The following is a 20,158-nucleotide window of genomic DNA, read 5'->3' on the forward strand; positions in this document are numbered from 1 at the left end:
TTCCCGTTCGCCGGGAGCGGCTTTTTAACATGGAAATCCCTTAATGATCTCTCTCCAGAGATACAATAATGAGATTAATACCCAACTTTGTGAAACCAAGGACATGGTTTCTGCGTTTAATCTAGTATGACAGTCCGGAAGTAAAGACGGGAGGAGACAAACATGCAAACGCTGTATTTGGGCTGTTTGGCGCTGGGCATTATTTTTGCCGTAGTCAGTGTACTTGTAGGCGACCTGATCGGAGGCGCTCTGCACGGGGTTTTTGACTTCGTATCCTTTGATTTCGTCAATCCTGCCATCTTGGCAGGCGGAGTAACGGTGTTCGGCGGAGCGGGGGTGCTGCTTAGCCGCTACAGCGGACTGGAAGATGGCGCAATTCTTGCCTTGTCCCTGCTGATTGCGGCTTTTATGGGAGTGGTGCTGCATCTTGTTGTAGTGAAGCCAATGAGGAACAGCGAAATGTCGAACGGGTTCTCCATGAATGATCTGCCGGGAAGAATCGGTGAGGTTATGGTTCCGGTTCCTGCATCAGGCTATGGTGAGATTATGGTGAAATTCGGTGCAGGCAACAGTCTGCATACCGCAGCCAGCTTCGAACAGCATCCGCTGCCGGCCGGCATTAAAGTTGTGGTGGTAGAGGTCCGGGAGGGCGTAGCCCTTGTGTCAGAATTCGAAGACAGAAGAGGAGTGGATTCTTAATGTTCGGTATTCCTGATTTTTTGTTTATTCCCGCAGTCGTTGTGGCTGTATTATTTGTACTGGGGATTGCATTCTGGGCCCGTTACAAAACGGTAGGACCTGATGAAGGTATGATCGTCACCGGTTCCTTCCTGGGCAGCAATCATATCTCAGATGACGGCTCCGGCCGCAAAATCAAAATCGTCCGCGGCGGCGGCGCGTTCATCCTGCCGGTCTTCCAGAAGGCAGAGTTCATGTCACTGCTCTCCCACAAGCTAGACGTGACGACCCCTGAGGTCTACACGGAGCAGGGCGTTCCGGTCATTGCCGATGGAGTGGCGATCATCAAGGTGGGCAGCTCGACCGAGGATGTGGCGACGGCAGCCGAGCAGTTCATGGGCAAGCCGATTGAGGCGCTGAAGAGCGAAGCCCAGGAAGTGCTCGAAGGCCATCTGCGGGCGATTCTCGGCTCGATGACCGTTGAAGAGGTCTACCGCAACCGGGACCGTTTCGCCCAGGAGGTTCAAGGCGTTGCGGCCCGTGATTTGAAGAAAATGGGGCTGCAGATCGTCTCGTTCACCATTAAGGATGTGCGTGACAAGCACGGCTATCTGGAAGCGCTGGGTAAACCGCGGATTGCTGCAGTGAAGCGGGATGCAGAGATTGCCGAAGCCGAAGCAGTGCGTGACGCGCGGATTCAGAAGGCCAATGCCGAAGAGCAGGGGCAGAAGGCAGAACTGCTGCGTGATACCAACATCGCCGAAGCCTCGAAGGAGAACCAGCTGAAGGTAGCGGCGTTCAAACGTGATCAGGATACCGCCAAAGCGGAAGCAGACCAGGCGTACCATATTCAGGAGGCGCGGGCCAAGCAGACGGTGGTTGAAGAGCAGATGAAGGTCGAGCTGGTCCGCAAGGAACGCGAAATTGATCTGCAGACCAAGGAAATCCAGGTTCGCGAGAAGCAGTATGATGCGGAAGTGAAGAAGAAAGCGGAAGCGGACCGTTACGCGGTGGAGCAGGCGGCGGAAGCCGACAAGGCCAAGCGGATGCGTGAAGCCGATGCGCTTCAGTATAGTATTGAGAAGCAGGCTCAGGCTACCTCCGAGCAGAAACGTCTGGAAGGGCAGGCGGTGGCCGATGCCGAGCTGGCCAAAGGTAAAGCGGAAGCGGAAGTTATCCGCCTGCGCGGTCTGGCCGAAGCGGAAGCCAAAGAGAAGCTGGCGGAAGCCTTCCAGAAGTTCGGCGAAGCGGCGGTACTCGATATTATCGTCAAAATGCTGCCGGAGCTGGCCGGAAAGATCGCCGAGCCGCTGGCTTCTATCGATAAGCTGACTGTTGTGGATACCGGCAACGGTGAAGGTGCGGCCCGGGTCAGCAATTATGTGACCCAGCTGATGGCGACAGCCCCCGAGATGCTGAAAAGTGTGTCCGGCATTGATGTTGAGGCTCTGATTAAAGGGCTGACCCAGACTAAGGGCAAGCCGGAGCTGGCGGCAGCTGCCGAGTATACCGGAGCGCCAGTAACCGCCCTCCCAAGCAAACCGAAACCGGCCGTAATACCACCGGCCGCCCCGGTTGAACAACCAGAGGAATAATAGCGTATCACCGAGGTATGGCCGGCAGGTTTAACCGCCTGTCATACCTTTTTTATAGAATTAGGGCAATAGGAAACGGAGGTGCAGGCATGGAGCTCATTTTGGATAATATACGGAAGAGCTTTGACGGTAAGGAAGTGCTGAAGGGAATTGACTTCACCTTCGAGCAAGGCAAGATTTACGGGCTCCTGGGACGCAACGGTGCCGGCAAAACCTCACTGTTCAACTGCCTCAGCGGTGAGATACGCATGGACAGCGGCGGGGCTTTCCTGCGGCGGGAGGAAGTGAGTCTTCCGCTTCGCGAAGAGGAGATCGGCTATGTCTTTTCCCTGCCGATTCTGCCGGATTTCTTAACGGGGTATGAGTTTGTGAAGTTCTACATGGATATCAATAAGGATAAAATTGAACCGGGCAGAAGTATCGAAGAGTATTTTGATATCATCCGTTTTGAGGAGGAGGACCGTCACCGCCTGATCAAAGGCTACTCCCACGGGATGAAGAACAAGATCCAGATGCTCTGCTTCATCATTTCCCGGCCGCCGCTGATTCTGCTTGATGAGCCGCTGACCTCCTTTGATGTAGTGGTCGCGCTGGAGATCAAGAAGCTGCTGCGTGAGATGAAGCAGAAGCATATTATTATTTTCTCCACCCATATTCTGCAGCTGGCTGCCGATCTCTGTGATGAGCTGGTGATTCTGAATAATGGCTCACTCCGTGAGATTCCCGCGGAAACGCTGCGCAGTCCGGAATTCGAGGAGCAGATTATCGCGCTGCTGAAGGATGGAGACCATGATTAGCACGCTGAAGGCGATCATGGAGATTCGCGGGATGTCCGGCGCTAACCGGCTGATATTCTATTTCAGAAAAATTCCCGTTATCGGCAAGCTGTTACCGGCCTCGGCCTATGCTGAGACGGCGCTTAAGCGGACTTTATCGGTAATTGTCTATATCCTCAAAGCCATCTGGGCTTTCTTGTCCAAGTTTGCCTATTTGGGGCTTATGGTTTATATGCCCGTCAAGCTTGCAGGCAGTGAATTAACCTTAACGCTTTCAGCACAATATCAGCTGTACCTGCAGGTCCTGCTCTGTTTAAGCTTTCTGGTCGCTGCAGTTTCCAGCGCGGTTATTCTAGAGCCCAAACGGGACAAGTATATCTTCGTGAAGCTGATGAGGCTCCCCGCGGAGAGATATATGCGTGTTACGCTGACGCTGCGCGGGATCAGCTTTGCGGTAACATTTATCCCGGCGTTGATGGTCTTCGGGAATCTTCTGGGGGCTCCGCTGTGGCAGGGAGGTGTTCTTGCTCTGCTGCTGACCTTCTGGCGTATTGCCTGCGAGGCCCTGCATTTGTGGATTTTTGATAAATACGGCATTGTCGTAGTCAAAAAAACAAGCTGGGTCTGGACCGCCATTGGTGCTGGTTACCTGCTGGCTTATGTGCCTCTGCTCCCGGGCTTTGCGTTGGTGGACAGTCACATGTTGTTCAGTCTGCCTCTGGTGCTTGGTGTCACTGTGCTGGGAGCCTTATGTGCGGTCTACATCGCCCGTTATCCGGATTACCGCAATGCAGTGGATGCCGTTACCAAAATTGATGATCCGCTGCTGGATATGGGACGCATGATGAAGGAGGCGCGGGTGAAGGATGTCGCAACCCGGGAGCAGCAGTACACGGCGGAGCAACTGAACCCCGGACAATTCGCAGGTAAAAGCGGGTATGCTTATCTTAATGCGATTTTTTTCTCGCGCCACCGGCGGTTACTCATTCATCCAGTGCAGCGGCGTCTGGTAATTATTGGCGCACTCTTCGCAGCTGCTTTGCTGACGCTGCTGTTCTCACAAGCAGCTTTTAACAGAATGGCCCATTATCTGATCAGTGCCTTGCCGACCTTTCTGATCCTTATGAATTACACCTCCATCGGTGAACGTGTCTGCAAGGCTATGTTCTACAACTGTGATCTCAGTCTGCTGCGTTACGGGTTCTACCGTGAACAGTCGGCGATCCTGAGCAACTTCCGGATCCGGCTGCTGCGCATCAGCCTGCTTAATCTGATTCCGGCGGCAGCGATCTGCCTGGGGGTGAATCTGCTGATCCTGCTGTCGGGTGAGAACTGGGGCGCAGCGGATGCGGTTATCTTTTGCGTGACGATTGTGGCACTGTCCCTGTTCTTCTCGGTGCATCATCTGTTCATGTATTACATCTTCCAGCCGTACAGTACCGAGCTGAATGTGAAGAATCCGTTCTTTACGATTGTGAACAGTATCGTGCTGGCAGCCGGTTTTATAGCCATACAGTTCAAGAGCGAGCCAGGGATTTTTGCTTTTATCGTAGTACTCTCTGCTGTTGTCTATATGCTGGCGGCCCTGATATTGGTCTACAAATTCTCAGGGCGGACGTTTCGGGTGAAATGAGCCTCCCGGCTCTTTGCCGCACACTTCTAATTTGAGATTCTTGATGTTATGATAGTAGCTCAAGGTTAATTTTCACATGCTGATACGTGTATCGTGCTGCCTTAATAGATCGGGTATTCAGAATTAAAAGAGGTGTCGCAAGTGAGCAGCAGCATAACAGTGGCCAAGGTACTGAATAACAACGTTATCATTGCCGAGCATCCCCAGTATGCCGAGGTAGTGGTCATTGGCAAGGGTATCGGCTTCAACCGTAAGACACGGGACCGGATCAACCTCTCTTCTGTGGAAAAAATGTTCATCCTGCGGAGCCAGGAGGAGCAGGAGCAGTATAAGCAGCTTGTGCCCCAGGTGGACGAGAAGCTGATTGAGGTGGTCCAGGAGATCGTCCTGCATATTATGCAGAGCAGCCGGCAGGCACTTAACGAGCATATCCATATCGCGCTCACTGACCATATTTCCTTTGCCATCCGCAGGAGTGAACAGCATATAGCCATACATAATCCTTTTCTGTACGAGACCCGGGAGATCTATCCGGAGGAATACAGGCTGGCCGAATATGCAGTGGACCGGATTAACGAAGCCATGAAGGTTTCACTGCCGCCGGATGAGATCGGTTTTGTGGCGCTTCACATTGTCAGTGCACTCAGCAACCGGCATATCTCGGAGGTTAAGCAGCATTCGCAGCTGATCGGGGACATGGTGGGACTGGTGGAGGATAACCTCGAATACCGCATTCCGCGTGACTCCCTGGACTATTCACGTCTGGTGACTCATTTGCGTTTTGTGCTGGAGAGGCTGCGCCGGGGGGAGACTGTACGTGAGACTTCCTCCCTTGACGGGCTGATGAAACGTGAATATCCCGAGATGTATATGCTTGCCTGGAAGCTGACCAAGGTTATCGAACAGCGCGTGCATATCCCGGTATATCCTGCCGAGGTGAGTTATCTGACGATTCATCTGCAGCGTCTTGCCCAGAAGAAGGAAGATGAATCCGGTATGGAACAGCAGGACAGCATTTAGCCTGTTAATTAATGCTTGCAACTTCAAATTATCAGTGCTACAATGATCCCTGTTATTAACAAAACAGAATACAAACGTGTAACTGATACGATCAGGCATGAGTGATTTACAGTATTATGGTTGTCTTGCCCCAACTCGGGGTACTCTAACGTTAGCGTTAGACGACAATCTGTGTGCTGTATTGCTCATGCCTTTTTTGGCTTCTGTTTTGAATGAAATTTAGGATTAGGAAGTGACCTCAATGTTCAAAAAGTTATTTGGCGTTTTGCAGAGAGTTGGTAAAGCGCTTATGCTGCCCGTTGCCATTCTGCCTGCAGCAGGGCTGCTGCTCGGGATCGGGAACATGCTCGTTAATCCGGATTTCCTGCAGTATGTGCCGGCACTGGAAAATCATGTAGTTCAAGCTATTGCTACCGTATTGATGAACTCGGGGCAAATTGTATTTGATAATCTCTCCTTGCTGTTCGCAGTCGGCGTAGCCATCGGGCTGGCCGGAGGTGAAGGTGTAGCGGGTCTGGCAGCTATCATCGGATTCCTGGTTATGAACGTAACCATGGGTACGGTTGTTGGCGTCAACGCCTACGTCCTGACCTGGAAAGATTTCGCCTACTCCAGCGTGCTGGGGATTCCTACGTTGCAGACAGGGGTGTTCGGTGGTATCCTGGTGGGGATATTGGCCGCATCCATGTACAAAAGGTTCTTCCGTATAGAGCTGCCGTCTTATCTCGGCTTCTTCGCGGGTAAACGTTTCGTACCGATCATGACTGCGGTAACTTCCCTGATTCTCGGTCTTGCGCTCACACTGGTATGGCCGCCGATCCAACACGGCCTGAACTATGTATCGCAGAGTATGATCAACACCAACCTGACGCTGTCGGCCTTTATCTTCGGGGTCATCGAGCGTTCCCTGATTCCTTTCGGCCTGCACCATATCTTCTATTCGCCGTTCTGGTATGAATTCGGAAGTTATGTGGACAAGGCAGGAGATCTGGTCCGCGGTGACCAGCGGATCTTCATGCAGCAGCTTCGTGACGGTGTGGATTTCACAGCCGGTACATTTACCACTGGTAAATATCCGTTCATGATGTTCGGACTTCCGGCAGCCGCCCTTGCGATCTATCATGAGTCCAAACCTGAGAACAGACGGGTTGTCGGAAGCTTGATGATTTCCGCAGCGCTGACTTCGTTCCTGACAGGTATTACCGAGCCGCTGGAATTCTCATTCCTGTTCGTGGCTCCGCTGCTGTTCGCTGTACATGCGGTATTTGCAGGTCTTTCCTTCATGACCATGCACATCCTTAATGTCAAAATCGGTATGACCTTCTCCGGCGGTTTCATCGACTATGTGCTGTTCGGCGTCATTCCGAACCGTACAGCCTGGTGGCTGGTTATTCCGGTAGGTCTGGTGCTCGCGGTGATTTACTACTTTGGATTCCGCTTCGTGATCCGCAAGTTCAACCTCAAGACTCCGGGCCGCGAAGATGCATCTGACGACGAGGAAGAAATAAGCACAGAGAGTGTATCGAAGTCGGGCGACGATCTGCCGCGCAACATTCTGTCCGCTCTGGGCGGCAAAGAGAATATTACGCATCTGGATGCCTGCATCACCCGTCTTCGTGTTGAAGTCAAGGATAAAGCGGGCGTTGATAAGAACCGGCTGAAGAAGCTGGGTGCTTCTGGAGTTCTGGAAGTGGGTAACAACGTACAGGCGATCTTCGGTACCCGTTCGGACACCATCAAATCGCAGATTCAGGATGTCATGAACGGAAGAACACCGGCTGCTGCTCCTGTAGCGCCGAAGCCGGAGCTTGAGAAGCAGGCCGGCGAGCAGGGTGAGGCTATTATCCCTGAGGATATCGTATCCCCTGTAAACGGCGAGCTGATGGATATTACACTGGTTCCTGATGCGGTCTTCTCGCAAAAAATGACCGGTGACGGCTTCGCCTTCCTGTCCGATGACGGCAAGATTGCCTCGCCGGTATACGGCAAGGTGTTCAATGTCTTCCCGAGCAAGCATGCAATCGGCATTATGTCCGACGGCGGCAAGGAAGTACTCGTGCATATCGGTGTCAATACCGTTAAGCTTAAAGGCCAGGGCTTCACGGTTCTTGTAGAAGAAGGCGATCTGGTAGCTGCCGGACAGCCGATTATGGAAGTGGATCTGGAGTATGTGAAGGCCAATGCACCTTCCGTCATTTCTCCGGTCATCTTCTCCAACCTGCCTGAAGGCTCTTCTGTCACCCTGAAGAAACCGGGCAAAGTATCCATCGGTGATAAGGATATCATCACCATTCAGTAAAATGTGCAAAGGCGAAGCGCTTCCATTATAATTAAAGGGAGCGCGGCCTTCACCATAAGCAACTATCCTAATTAATAGAAAGCGAGTTGGATATTATTATGCAAACAACTTTCAGAATCATTGACGAAGATGGAATTCACGCACGCCCGGCAACAGCGCTGGTAAATACAGCTACAAAATTCAAAGGCACTGAGGCTTTTGCGGAAGCCAAAGGTAAAAAAGTAACCCTTAAATCCATCTTGGGCGTTCTGTCCCTTGGCCTTGAAGCAGGAGATACCCTGACCCTTATTACTGAAGGCAGTGAAGAAGCTGAAGCCCTCAGCGCACTGCAGGAGATCATGGTTAAAGAAGGGCTGGGAGAAGTTCATGAGTAAAATTTCAGGAATCGCGGCTTCCGCAGGTATTGCAGTAGCCCGTGCCTTTATCCTGGAACATCCGGACTATACCATTACCAAAACAGCGGTCACTGATGTGGACGCTGAGCTTGCGAAGCTGACTGACGCCCTGGACAAATCCAGAGGCGAACTGCAGAGCATCAAAGAGCGGACACTGGCAGAGCTCGGCGAGAAGAAAGCAGAGATCTTCGAATCCCATCTGCTGATTCTTGATGATCCCGAGCTGATCACGCCTGTAATGGATAAAATCCGCGAGGAATCGGTTAATGCGGACTATGCCTTGAATGAAGTAGCTAATCAATTCGTGGAAATGTTCCAGAACATGAAGAGCGCGTACCTTCAGGAGCGCGCAGCCGATATGCGTGACGTAACCAAACGCGTACTGAACCATCTGCTTGGCATTCACTATGTGAGCCCGGCTGAAATCAGTGAAGAGGTTATCGTTATTGCACTCGATCTGACGCCTTCGGATACAGCACAGCTTAACCGTAATTTCGTAAAGGGCTTCACGACCAATATCGGCGGACGTACTTCCCACTCCGCAATTATGGCCCGTTCCCTGGAAATTCCGGCTGTTGTAGGAACTAAGAACGTATTGTCTCTCGTCAAAGCCGGCGATCTGATTATTGTCGACGGTCTGAACGGGGACGTGCTAATCAACCCTACGGAAGCGGAAGTCGCTGAATATACCGCCAAGCAGGAAGCTTACAATCTGCAGATTGCCGAGTGGAAGAAGCTCCGCGACGAACCAACCGTGTCGGCTGACGGCAAGCATGTAGAGCTGGCTGCCAATATCGGTACACCGAATGATGTAACGGGTGTAATCGAGAATGGCGGCGAGGGCGTAGGCTTGTACCGTACAGAGTTCCTGTATATGGGCCGCGACAAGCTGCCTTCCGAAGAGATTCAATACAATGCCTACCGCAGCGTGCTTGAGAACATGCAAGGCAAGCCGGTAGTTGTGCGCACGCTGGATATCGGCGGCGACAAGGAGCTGCCTTATCTGGATCTGCCGAAGGAAATGAATCCGTTCCTAGGTTTCCGTGCCATCCGTCTGTGTCTGGACCGTCAGGATATCTTCCGCACCCAGCTGCGTGCCCTGCTCAGAGCCAGTGCCCACGGCGATCTGCGTATTATGTTCCCGATGATCGCGACTCTTGGCGAATTCCGTGCAGCCCGTGATCTGCTGCTGGAAGAGAAGGCCAAGCTGCGTGAAGAAGGCAAGGAAGTATCCGATAACATCCAGCTGGGCATCATGGTTGAGATTCCTTCGACAGCTGTACTGGCTGACCAGTTCGCCAAAGAAGTAGATTTCTTCAGTATCGGTACCAATGACCTTATTCAATATACAATGGCTGCGGACCGTATGAATGAGCGGGTATCCTACCTGTATCAGCCATATAACCCGGCGATTCTGCGTCTGGTCAAAATCGTCATTGATGCAGCACACGCCGAAGGCAAATGGACCGGCATGTGCGGTGAAATGGCCGGCGACGCTACAGCGATTCCGCTGCTGCTCGGCCTTGGCCTGGATGAATTCAGCATGAGTGCAACCTCCATCCTTCCGGCACGCAGCCAGATTGCCAAGCTGTCTGCTGCTGACATGAAGGAAATGGCTGCCCAGGCGCTGCAGCTCGGCACTGCCGAGGAAGTAGCCGCACTTGTGCAAAGCCGTGTGAATTAATTCGTTTTTGGTTTTCTGTTTGAGGCAATTCCACTTTTCCAACTACTTTAGCCGGTCTCCGTTACAGGAGGCCGGTTTTTTTTGAATTGTGAGCATGCATCCACTTCAGCAAGAACGGAACCGCCCATTCCGGCAGCATTATATATAATGAGTCCATTACTTCCGAAGGGTGGAACCATTTTTGCAGAAATTCAATGCCTCGCAGCTGTATATGTTCATGGTTTTTATGATGTCATTAGCGGGCAGCACCATATTTACAACCTACAGCATTTATTACGTCACTGAGCTAGGGTTAAATCCATTTCAGCTGGTGCTGGTTGGAACGGTTCTGGAGATAACAGTGTTAGTGTTCGAAGGCATTACAGGTGTTGTAGCAGATACATACAGCCGTAAGCTGTCGGTTATTATCGGAATGTTCGTGCTGGGAAGTGCTTTTGTACTGGAAGGATGTATTGTCTGGATGATGCATCCGGCCTCCATGCTGCCTGCATTTGCCTGGCTGCTTATGTCCCAGATGCTGTATGGCATCGGCTGGACGTTTGTCAGCGGGGCGGACACGGCCTGGATTGTAGACGAGCTGGATGAGGAGCAGACGGGGGCAATTTTTATGCGTTCCAAAGTATTTGCGCTAAGTGCATCTCTGCTGGGCATTGCTGTCAGTGTAGGGTTATCACTGCTTGCGCCTAATATGCCGTTTCTGGCAGGGGGGGCTGTCTATTTCATACTTGGGCTGGTATTGATCCGTTATATGAAGGAAACGGGCTTTATCCGGCGTGAGCGGGAGCCGCACACCTCACCAATCCGTGAACTGGGCAAGACCTGGGTAAGCGGCGTATCCGTACTCAGACATCACCCGCTGCTTCTGCTGCTGACCGTTGTAACATTATTTAACGGGGCTGCGTCTGAAGGGTATGACCGCCTGTGGCAAATCCACCTGATCGATGAAATCGGCTTCCCGGATGCCTCCGTGTCAATGGCGGTATGGTTCGGCCTGATCAGTGCAGCGGCTACAATGTTGGGGATGCTGGCCGTGCGTTTTGCCGGGAAAAGAATGGACCTGCTCCTGGAACGAAAGGTCTCTGCCGCTTTGTTCATACTGACCTGTATCCGCATGGGCTGCATCCTGCTGCTTGCGCTTGCGCCGAATTTCTCGGCCGCGATCTTTGCGGTGCTTCTCCTGGGGGCGGCCGGCTCCGTGAGCGATCCTATCTACACTACCTGGCTGAACTCGAAGCTTTCAAGCCGGAACCGGGCAACAGTCCTGTCGATGATTAGCCAATCGGATGCACTCGGCCAGTCCGCAGGCGGTCCGGTTGTTGGTTATATAGGCAGCCGTTTTTCGATCAGGGCCTCCATTCTGGCTGCTGGCTTCCTGCTGCTTCCAATTCTGGCGCTGTTCGGAAAGGTCATGCGTAAGCGCTAAAGGAAGCAAAACAACATTTAACAGTTAGCTGTCAGAATTCCCCCACTTCTCTAAGTGGCGGGATGAATGTCAGCGGTCTTTCTCATAGACAAATACAACCTAAAATATTACAATAAAACTATTCAGTAGTATTATGAAATGGGTTGTGATATCCGTGGAATTAGACACAAATAATCATTCAGTATTCTCTCTTCATTATCATCTTGTTCTAGTCGTGAAGTACCGCAGAAAAGTAATAGACGATGACATTTCGAATCGGTTACAAGAGATATTTGAGTCTATTCAGCCTAATTACAATATCACCCTGCAGGAATGGAAGCATGACAAGGATCATGTTCACATTCTAATGAAAGCTCACCCCAATAGCGATATTTCTAAATTTCTGAACGCTTATAAGAGTGCATCCTCCCGTCTAATTAAGAAAGAATTTCCTGTAATTCGTCAACAGCTGTGGAAGGAATATTTCTGGTCCAGAAGTTATTGTCTACTGACGACTGGCGGTGCGCCGATTGAAGTCATCCGGAAGTACATCGAATCTCAAGGTCAGAAATGAGGTGGGCAGGTGTTAAAGGCTTATAAGTATCGAATCCATCCCACCTATGAACAAGAGCAGTACTTCACTAAAGTATTCGGCGCTGTTCGCTTCATCTACAATCGAATGCTTGCAGATAAGATTGAACATTACAAGCAAACGGAAACGATGCTCAAAACGACACCTGCGCCATACAAAAAGGATTTTGCCTGGCTGAAAGAAGTGGATAGTCTAGCCTTAGCCAATGCCCAGCTTCACTTAGAGAAGGCTTATCAGAATTTTTTCCGTGAACCGAACGCGGGATTTCCAAAATTCAAGAGCAAGAAGAAGAATAGCCATAGCTTCACAACCAATAACCAGAAGGGAACCATTGCCATTACAGAGGGAAGGATCAAAATTCCCAAACTAAAAACGAAAATCAAAATCGAGCTGCACCGTCCATTCGAGGGACGTATTAAATCATGCACCATTTCCAAAACACCCACGGGAAAATATTACACTTCCGTATTGGTGGAAACGGATATCATCCCATTGCCCCCACTCGAGACGAAGATCGGTGTGGATCTGGGGTTGAAAGACTTTGCGATTCCTTCACATGGCGAAATCATACCGAATCCGAAGTACTTGCGGAAGTCTGAACAACGATTAGCCAAGCTGCAAAAGGACTTGTCACGAAAGAAGAAAGGGAGCCGTAACCGGTATAAAGCAAGGCTGAAGGTCGCCAGACTGCATGAAAAAATAGCGAATCAACGGAAAGACTTTTTACACAAAACGTCCACCCAAATGATAAACGAAAACCAAGTGATCGTGATGGAGGACTTGCGTGAAAAGAACATGATGCAGAATCATAAGTTAGCCAAAGCCATATCCGAAGTGTCTTGGAGCCTGTTCAGAGACATGCTGACCTACAAAGCGAAATGGTACGGCAGAGAATTAATCATTGCTCCCAAACACTTTGCAAGCAGTCAATTGTGTTCCTGCTGTGGCTACAAAAATGCAGAAGTAAAGAACCTAGCCGTACGGGAGTGGTCCTGCCCTGCCTGTCATACGGAGCATGACAGAGACCGGAATGCGGCACTGAATCTTCTACAACTAGCCATGTAAATGGCCCTTAGCGGGTTAGGAACTAGCCTATAAGCTTGGGTAAACTTGGAGCAGTAGCTCTATTGACCAAGAAGCACCCACCTCTTAGGTGGTGTGTAGTTCACCAGTTGTTATTTGGCAGCAGGACAAGTATACTTCCGGGTAGATTCGCAGCGGTCACCTCATGAGCTTAAATACCCGGGACTTCATGCCGATATAGGATATAGCAAGCAGATGCAATTCTACCCTGTAACCCAAACCTGTGAACATAATGTTACATATTATAAGATGAACCGTAAGTAAGAATTCTCAGCAATACCCGCTTGCAGAGCCGTGCAAGTATTAGATTGGTGATATGTGGAAATAGCTTGGTTGTAATAGAGTGATCAGTTTTCGGCCGGATGGCAGAGAGCATTAGGATGGTGAATATGAATGAGCAGCAATTATATAAATGCAGAATCAGTAATGGAGACCTATGAAGGCAAAGACCTCGGCTTAACGTATTCTGCGGAGTACAGTATGTTTAAAGTCTGGGCGCCGACCGCGTTTGCAGTATCGCTGGTGCTGTATGCTACCGGCGGGAATGGCATCTCAGCCGGTCATACCGGAGATTACAAGGACAGCGGCCGGATTATCAACATGCAGCGCTCAGACGGTGGAATCTGGGAAGTCAGGGTTTCCGGTGATCTTAAGGGCAGGTATTATATGTACCGGGCTGTATTTGCGGACGGAAGCATCAACGAAGCTGCAGACCCTTATGCAACGGCTGTATCGGCTAATGGTGTGCGGACGGCGGTCATCGATTTGCAGGATACGAATCCGGCTGGCTGGGATCAGGACACTTCTCCTGCTCTGCCGCATCCGGCTGATGCTGTAATTTATGAGCTGCATGTACGTGATTTCTCGGCTCATGAGAGCTCGGGTCTTACCCATAAGGGGAAATTCAAGGCGTTCACTGAGTTGGGACTGAGGGATGCTGCGGGTCATGCACTGGGCATAGACCATCTGGCTGAGCTGGGGATTACGCATGTGCATCTGCTGCCGGTATTCGACTTCCAGACGGTGGATGAGCTGAAGGCTCCCGGTGAAGCACCGAGATCTCCGCTATTCACAGACTACAATTGGGGCTATGACCCTCAGCACTATAATGTACCTGAAGGCTCATATAGCACAGACCCGGCCAGTCCGCCTACCCGTATCCGTGAGTTCAAGGAGATGGTGCAGGCCCTGCACAGCCGTGGTATCTCTGTCATTATGGATGTGGTCTACAACCATACGTATTCTATAGAAAAAGGGCCCTTCCAGCCGCTGGTGCCGGATTATTACTACCGCCATGACTATAGCGGACGGCTCTCCAACGGCTCGGGTGTCGGCAATGAGCTGGCTACCGAGCAGCCGATGGTCCGCAAATACATTAAAGACTCCTTGTCCTACTGGGCATCAGAGTATCATATCGACGGTTTCCGCTTCGATCTGATGGGATTGATGGACAGTGTGACCATGCGCGAGATCACGGAAGAGCTGCGGCTGGAGATTAATCCGAATCTGCTGCTCTACGGTGAGCCCTGGACAGGCGGAGACTCTCCGCTTGCCACCAAGACCCTGAAGGGTGTGCAGCGCGGCAAAGGTTATGCCGTCTTCAATGATAACTTCCGGTCTGCTATCAAGGGAGACAGTGACGGCTGGGGTAAGGGCTTCGCTACCGGAGAATACGGTAAAGAAGGTGCGGTTGCTTCCGGGATCAAGGGGGCCATACATGAGTTCACCGATTCGCCTGTAGAGACAGTGAACTATGTAACGGCACATGATAATCTCAATCTGTGGGACAAAATTCTCGCTACCCAGGGATTACGCCAGGAAGCGCGTTTACTGGAGCTTGAGAATGGCAGGCTGCGGAGCGGCGGGGATCTGGAAACCGCTGTGGAGCAGGCTGACCCGTATTTCGCGATTGATACCCTTGATGTACTGGAGAATGAGACTGTACGGCGCTCTCTGCTGGCTAACGGGATTATCCTGACCTCGCAGGGAATACCGTTCCTGCACGCCGGTGATGAGCTTCTGCGCAGCAAATACGGGGACCATAACAGCTACCGCAGTCCTGACTGCATCAATGCCATCCGCTGGGAGAACAAGAAGAAGTTCATTCCCGTCTTTCAATATTACAAAGGACTGATTGAGCTGCGGCGGGGACATCCGGCTTTCCGTCTGCATGGACGTCAGGAGATAGAGCGCAGCCTTGAGTTCCTGCGCTGTGACAGCGGAGTCATTGCCTATGTGCTGAAGAATCATGCCGGCGGCGATGGTTGGAAAAATATTGTCGTGATTTACAATGCAAATATGGGACCGGTAACCCAGTGTCTGCCTGAATCCTCCGGCTGCTGGAATATCGTTGTCGATCATACCCATGCAGGAGCGGAGGCCTTCCGGCAGACGGAGAACGGCAGTATTGAAGTGGCCGGGCTGTCTATGATGGTGCTCTACGATAAATACGGCGAGCCTGAACCGAGATCCAAGGTAGTCGAAGTTCATTATGAACGGCCGGACGGCGATTACCGGGGCTGGAATCTCTGGGTATGGGGTACAGGCATTCAGGATGGACAACGGGACTTCCAGCACATGGAGGACGGTCACGCAGTAGCGCGGATCGAGGTGCTGACAGGCACAGCGTCTATCGGGTACATCCTCCGGCTGAATGACTGGGAGGAGAAGGACGGTACCGGAGACCGCTTCATCGACTGCTCCGGCAGCGAGGAGCAGGTGTTGAAAGTAACCATACGGGAACGTAAGCTGGAGCACGACGGTGAGGCGGCTGATCCGCTGCAGCGAACCAGTTAAATAGAATAAGAGCTGATCTGTATCGTCCCGCGGGGGACGGCAGATCAGCTTTTTTTATAAGGCACACCATGAAAATTCACTTATCAGGGAAGTCTGTCAAACTTGTTTTCTTGGGCATCGATTAAAGCGAGCTTGTAATTGATCTTTTCCAGCATTTTTATCATCCGTGTTAATTGTTCCTCCACTTTGCTCTTTTGGGTGAACAGCATCGTTTTTCTCAGGTGCAGTGTACGATCTCCGCGCTTGTACAGCTCAACGTATTGTTTTATTTCTGACAGCGGCAGCCCTGTCGAACGAAGAGCCTGAACCGTCTCAACGCACTCGATGTAGTGATCGTTGAATTGGCGGACCCCGTTTGTATCCCGGTCAACAGCCGGCAATACGCCTTCCTTCTCATAATAACGCAATGTATATGCAGTAATGCCCGTTTTCTCAACGATATCCCTAATCGTATACGCCATAAGATGTTTCACCGCCTATTGAATGTTAGAGTGACTCTAGTATATTCTACAATCCGGACTTGCCTCCAGTCCATATTATCCCTATATAAAAGGCTTGAATTGATAGATTTGACTTAGAGCCGCTTCAATCCGCTAAGCTGAGAGAGCAGCAACAAACTAATGAGGAGGATGTTCAATGCCCAAAACAGTGTTGATCACCGGGAGTTCGACCGGACTGGGAAATACAACAGCGAAGAAGTTTGCGAAGGAAGGATGGAATGTGATTGCGACGATGCGCAAACCGGACCAGCGCTTGACTGAGGAGAATCCCGAACGGATTTTCGTCACCGGGCTTGATGTTACTAAGCCCGCTTCCATCGAGGCGGCCATTGCGGCAGGGATCAACAGGTTCGGCCGGATCGACGCCGTCGTGAACAACGCCGGAGTCAGTATCCTCTCGATATTTGAGGCAACCCCCATGGACATTACCCGCGGGATTTTCGAGACGAATGTCTTCGGTGTCATGAACGTCATTCAGGCAATCACCCCTTATTTCCGCGAAGAAGGCGGCGGCACAATCATCAATATCACTTCAAACGTAGGTTTTGCCTCCAACCCGCTTCTGGCCGTATATGTCTCAACCAAGCATGCCATTGAGGGGCTGTCCGAATCACTCTCGTACGAGCTGGAATCACAGAATATCTCCGTCAAGCTTGTGGAACCCGGAGCCATGATCACTACGAATTTCTCATCGAACACCATGGCCGCAACTCAAAACCTGTCCGTTCCGCAAGCGTACCAGCCTTATTACGAACATATGATGAACTGTATGCTGGACTATCCGTTTGAGAGTTCAGATGAGAATCAGGCTGCAGATCAGGTGTATGCCGCTGCATGCGATCCGTCTGAGCGGCTGCGCTATCTGGCAGGTCCGGACGCTGAAGAAACAGCCGGGCTGAGATGGTCCCAGTCGGAAGAGAAGTACATGAAGACCATGCGGGAGCTGTTGGGGCAAACAGCGTGGCGAAATGGACAAGCCGGTATTCAATAAAGAATACTAATTCTGCTTCACAAAGGATGGTTGGACAATGGAGGATAAAGTACATCCGGAACTTCAAAATATGTTTGCTGCTCTACCAAAAGTTGTATATACGCGAGAGAATTTGGCAGCCCAGAGGAAAGAGATGCAGGAGTTTACTGCCGGAATGGCGGCATCTCTGCCCTTTAATGATGAAGTGCTGATCTCAGAAAGAAAGGTTCCAGGTGCAGAAGGAGCGCCGGATGTCCGCATCAAAATATACGAGCCCAGAGTGAAAAATCAATCTCTCCCGGGTGTCTTATATATTCACGGCGGAGGATATATTCTGGGGTCCGCCGATATGATGGACTTTACCCTGCAGCAGCTGGTATCAGAGCTCGACTGTGTCATTGTTTCTGTGGATTACCGGCTGGCTCCGGAGCATCCGTTTCCGGCTCCTCTCGAAGATTGCTATGCTGCACTCACCTGGTTCTCCGAAAACGCAGAATCACTGGGAAGCGATTCATCCAGAATCGCAGTATTCGGCCCAAGCGCCGGCGGCGGATTGACGGCTGCTCTCTCCCTGCTGGCAAGAGATAGAAACGGCCCTCCGATTATGTTTCAAATGCCCCTCTATCCGATGCTTGACGATCAGCTCCTTACAAGGTCCAGTAACGAAATAACAGATGACAGAGTATGGAACAGAGCCAAAAGCCAATTGGCTTGGGAAATGTACTTAGGAGAACAAGGCCAAGAATCCCCGTATGCCGCTCCGGCACGGGCAGACGATTTGTCAGGACTTCCGCCCACATACACCTGCGTCGGTGACTTAGATCCGTTTCGCGATGAAACGATTCAGTATGTGTTAAGGCTCACGCAGGCGGGTGTGCCGACTGAATTTCATTTGTACCCCGGATGTTTTCATGGGTTCGAAGAATACTTTCCTTCTGCGGAGATCAGCCAGAGAGTTGTGCAAGAATATTACACGGCTCTGAAGCATGCCTTATACAAATAAACAGCTGATTTCTTCAGCATAACAGATAGAGGGGGCGCATTCGCTATGGAATGCGCCCCCTCTATCTAAGGGCTTAGGCTATTTCGGCTGGCGGGTGTATTTTTCATCCACATTCTCGCTGTACAGATTGGCCTCATTGCCGCCATGATTCTTGGAGCGGTACATGGCCAGATCGGCGGCGCGGAGCAGATCATTGATGCTGCTGCCATGCTGTGGATAGAGGGCTACACCAATGCTGGCAGAGGTATGGAAGCTGGAGCCTTTGTTGACCGACCAGGATTTATTGAACAGCTGGAGCAGACGCGCCAGCATTTCATCTAGCATTTCCGGACTTGTGAACCGGTGCAGCACCACCGCGAATTCATCACCGCCGATGCGGAACGCCTGGCCTGAGCCCTTAACGGTCTGCTGCAGCTCCCGTGAGAGCAACTGCAGGAATTCATCGCCTGCCAGATGGCCCAGCGTATCATTCAGCTGCTTGAACCGGTCGCAATCCAGCAGGGCTACGGCAATCTCCTGCCGGCGCTCCTCCGGCTGGTTAATCAGATTCTCCATGTACATTTTGAAATGTGCCCGGTTGGGAATGGCAGTCAAATGATCATAGAAGGCCAGCTTGTGCAGCCGTTCCTCATATTGCTTGCGCTGGGTAATCTCACGCGATACCAGCATGAATTGTGCAGGGAAAGCCCGGCTTCCCGGAATAGGTGTGACTTTGGTCTCCAGCCATACCCAGTGCCCTTCTGCCGAACGCATACGCAGCTCGGAAATCCGCGGTGAAGCCTGAACTACACTCTTCAGCTTGGCCCAGGAGATCTCGGCTTCGCGGATATAATTGGAGAGAGGGGCGCCCTTGCTTGGAACATACCCAAGTACACTTGAATGTGATGGGGATGCGTACAGGATCAGGCCATTGTGATCGGTCAAAATAATGAAATCGGACATGGTTTCGCCGATCAGCTGGTATAGTGATTTCTCTTCCAGCATTTCATTCTGCAATGAGATGAGTCTGCGGCAGAGATAAATAATAACCAGGACCAGCAGGAACAGGAATACTGAATAGACGGCAAACAGCGAGCTTTTCAGATTCTTGAACTCGAGAATAACCTGCCGGGCATAGCTGTCAATCAGACCCTCGGCGGTATCCAGCGTCCCCCTTACCTGGGTGAGCTGGGTATGAACGGCCAGCGGGGAGTAGGCCGCGGGGTTCCAATCACTCTGGACCCGCTGCGAGATCAGTTCCCTTCCGCTATCCTTCCAGAGCTCTAGTGAGGTCTCGAACTGCTCCAGCTCACTTCTCAGCTCACCCAGCAGCAACTCACTCTGCTTCATTCCATTGTATGGACTCTCTACAGAATCCAGATTATAACGGGCAGTACTGACCCGCTGCTGCGCCTGGGCATTATTGTCCTCGAACTCCTGCGAGAGCACACTGCGCTGCGCATCGGTTATATTGCCGCTGAGCGAAGTCTGAAGCGCGATGGCAGACTGATGCAGATCACGGTCGGCATTCAGCACGAGCTCGGAGTTCTGGTATACATCACTGTATAAGGAATCCGATAGTTTATTCATCGTATAATTCAGATATAACAGGGAGGCAACGCTGACGCCAACCAAAAGAACGGAGATGGATGTGAATAATAGGATTAATCTGCGTGTACTTGTGATTTCGGAAAAAACTGCCACTGTCATCCTCTCCCCGCATAGAACTTTGCGAATCTCATTGGTGTACCTT

At 51.3% G+C, this 20,158-nt stretch carries 16 protein-coding genes; 14 read left to right on the top strand and 2 right to left on the bottom strand.

The window, feature by feature from the left end; all coding sequences use genetic code 11:
* Positions 1-162: 162 nt before the first annotated feature.
* From NSU01_RS09315 to pulA, 12 genes are all read left to right on the top strand, one after another.
* Positions 163-699 (top strand): hypothetical protein, encoded by a 537-nt coding sequence (locus tag NSU01_RS09315; protein WP_042135018.1) that lies wholly within the window; start codon positions 163-165, stop codon positions 697-699.
* Complete coding sequence (locus NSU01_RS09320; protein WP_042135020.1) at positions 699-2,273, top strand: flotillin family protein; 1,575 nt, start codon at positions 699-701, stop codon at positions 2,271-2,273. The genes NSU01_RS09315 and NSU01_RS09320 overlap by 1 nt, the downstream gene beginning before the upstream one ends.
* Positions 2,274-2,362: 89 nt before the next feature.
* A complete protein-coding gene (locus NSU01_RS09325) occupies positions 2,363-3,070 on the top strand; it encodes an ABC transporter ATP-binding protein (RefSeq protein ID WP_042234087.1) in 708 nt (235 codons plus the stop codon).
* On the top strand, positions 3,063-4,682 hold the full coding sequence (locus NSU01_RS09330; RefSeq protein ID WP_076242613.1) for a hypothetical protein: 1,620 nt from the start codon (positions 3,063-3,065) through the stop codon (positions 4,680-4,682). Before NSU01_RS09325 ends, NSU01_RS09330 begins: the two co-directional genes overlap by 8 nt.
* 141 nt (positions 4,683-4,823) lie before the next feature.
* Positions 4,824-5,702 (top strand): PRD domain-containing protein, encoded by an 879-nt coding sequence (locus NSU01_RS09335; RefSeq protein WP_076242614.1) that lies wholly within the window; start codon positions 4,824-4,826, stop codon positions 5,700-5,702.
* Positions 5,703-5,943: 241 nt separating this feature from the next.
* On the top strand, positions 5,944-8,001 hold the full coding sequence (ptsG, locus tag NSU01_RS09340; RefSeq protein ID WP_042135028.1) for a glucose-specific PTS transporter subunit IIBC: 2,058 nt from the start codon (positions 5,944-5,946) through the stop codon (positions 7,999-8,001).
* A 98-nt stretch (positions 8,002-8,099) separates the two neighbouring features.
* Complete coding sequence (locus NSU01_RS09345; RefSeq protein ID WP_039309348.1) at positions 8,100-8,375, top strand: HPr family phosphocarrier protein; 276 nt, start codon at positions 8,100-8,102, stop codon at positions 8,373-8,375.
* Positions 8,368-10,080 (top strand): phosphoenolpyruvate--protein phosphotransferase, encoded by a 1,713-nt coding sequence (ptsP, locus tag NSU01_RS09350; RefSeq protein ID WP_042135030.1) that lies wholly within the window; start codon positions 8,368-8,370, stop codon positions 10,078-10,080. Before NSU01_RS09345 ends, ptsP begins: the two co-directional genes overlap by 8 nt.
* A gap of 181 nt (positions 10,081-10,261) precedes the next feature.
* Positions 10,262-11,503 (top strand): MFS transporter, encoded by a 1,242-nt coding sequence (locus NSU01_RS09355; protein ID WP_256703743.1) that lies wholly within the window; start codon positions 10,262-10,264, stop codon positions 11,501-11,503.
* A 154-nt stretch (positions 11,504-11,657) separates the two neighbouring features.
* Positions 11,658-12,056, top strand: coding sequence for an IS200/IS605 family transposase (tnpA, locus tag NSU01_RS09360; protein ID WP_156123092.1), 399 nt, complete (start codon positions 11,658-11,660; stop codon positions 12,054-12,056).
* 9 nt (positions 12,057-12,065) lie between these two features.
* Positions 12,066-13,139, top strand: a complete 1,074-nt coding sequence (tnpB, locus tag NSU01_RS09365; RefSeq protein ID WP_076242615.1) for an IS200/IS605 family element RNA-guided endonuclease TnpB — start codon at positions 12,066-12,068, stop codon at positions 13,137-13,139.
* 411 nt (positions 13,140-13,550) lie between these two features.
* Entirely contained in the window at positions 13,551-15,953 is a 2,403-nt protein-coding gene (gene pulA, locus NSU01_RS09370) for a type I pullulanase (protein WP_076242616.1), read from the top strand.
* Positions 15,954-16,036: 83 nt separating this feature from the next.
* Here the strand turns inward: pulA and NSU01_RS09375 are convergent, their stop codons facing one another.
* Entirely contained in the window at positions 16,037-16,414 is a 378-nt protein-coding gene (locus tag NSU01_RS09375) for a MerR family transcriptional regulator (protein ID WP_039310237.1), read from the bottom strand.
* A gap of 175 nt (positions 16,415-16,589) precedes the next feature.
* Here NSU01_RS09375 and NSU01_RS09380 point away from each other — a divergent pair, with 175 nt between their 5' ends.
* Positions 16,590-17,444 (top strand): SDR family oxidoreductase, encoded by an 855-nt coding sequence (locus NSU01_RS09380; RefSeq protein WP_076242617.1) that lies wholly within the window; start codon positions 16,590-16,592, stop codon positions 17,442-17,444.
* 37 nt (positions 17,445-17,481) lie between these two features.
* A complete protein-coding gene (locus NSU01_RS09385; RefSeq protein WP_076242618.1) occupies positions 17,482-18,426 on the top strand; it encodes an alpha/beta hydrolase in 945 nt (314 codons plus the stop codon).
* Between the two features lie 78 nt (positions 18,427-18,504).
* Here NSU01_RS09385 and NSU01_RS09390 read toward each other — a convergent pair whose 3' ends face one another.
* On the bottom strand, positions 18,505-20,109 hold the full coding sequence (locus NSU01_RS09390) for a diguanylate cyclase (RefSeq protein WP_052421739.1): 1,605 nt from the start codon (positions 20,107-20,109) through the stop codon (positions 18,505-18,507).
* Positions 20,110-20,158 lie beyond the last annotated feature (49 nt).

It is taken from the genome of Paenibacillus sp. FSL H8-0259 (assembly GCF_037963255.1).
GTDB lineage: Bacteria > Bacillota > Bacilli > Paenibacillales > Paenibacillaceae > Paenibacillus_AQ > Paenibacillus_AQ phytohabitans.

What these genes read in the sequence shown, in the direction of transcription:
- NSU01_RS09345 (WP_039309348.1), top strand. Translation starts at nt 8,100, where the DNA reads ATGCAAACAACTTTCAGAATCATTGACGAAGATGGAATTCACGCACGC.
- NSU01_RS09315 (WP_042135018.1), top strand. Translation starts at nt 163, where the DNA reads ATGCAAACGCTGTATTTGGGCTGTTTGGCGCTGGGCATTATTTTTGCC.
- ptsG (WP_042135028.1), top strand. Translation starts at nt 5,944, where the DNA reads ATGTTCAAAAAGTTATTTGGCGTTTTGCAGAGAGTTGGTAAAGCGCTT.
- pulA (WP_076242616.1), top strand. Translation starts at nt 13,551, where the DNA reads ATGAGCAGCAATTATATAAATGCAGAATCAGTAATGGAGACCTATGAA.
- NSU01_RS09375 (WP_039310237.1), bottom strand. Translation starts at nt 16,414, where the DNA reads ATGGCGTATACGATTAGGGATATCGTTGAGAAAACGGGCATTACTGCA.
- NSU01_RS09380 (WP_076242617.1), top strand. Translation starts at nt 16,590, where the DNA reads ATGCCCAAAACAGTGTTGATCACCGGGAGTTCGACCGGACTGGGAAAT.
- ptsP (WP_042135030.1), top strand. Translation starts at nt 8,368, where the DNA reads ATGAGTAAAATTTCAGGAATCGCGGCTTCCGCAGGTATTGCAGTAGCC.
- NSU01_RS09325 (WP_042234087.1), top strand. Translation starts at nt 2,363, where the DNA reads ATGGAGCTCATTTTGGATAATATACGGAAGAGCTTTGACGGTAAGGAA.
- NSU01_RS09385 (WP_076242618.1), top strand. Translation starts at nt 17,482, where the DNA reads ATGGAGGATAAAGTACATCCGGAACTTCAAAATATGTTTGCTGCTCTA.
- NSU01_RS09320 (WP_042135020.1), top strand. Translation starts at nt 699, where the DNA reads ATGTTCGGTATTCCTGATTTTTTGTTTATTCCCGCAGTCGTTGTGGCT.
- NSU01_RS09330 (WP_076242613.1), top strand. Translation starts at nt 3,063, where the DNA reads ATGATTAGCACGCTGAAGGCGATCATGGAGATTCGCGGGATGTCCGGC.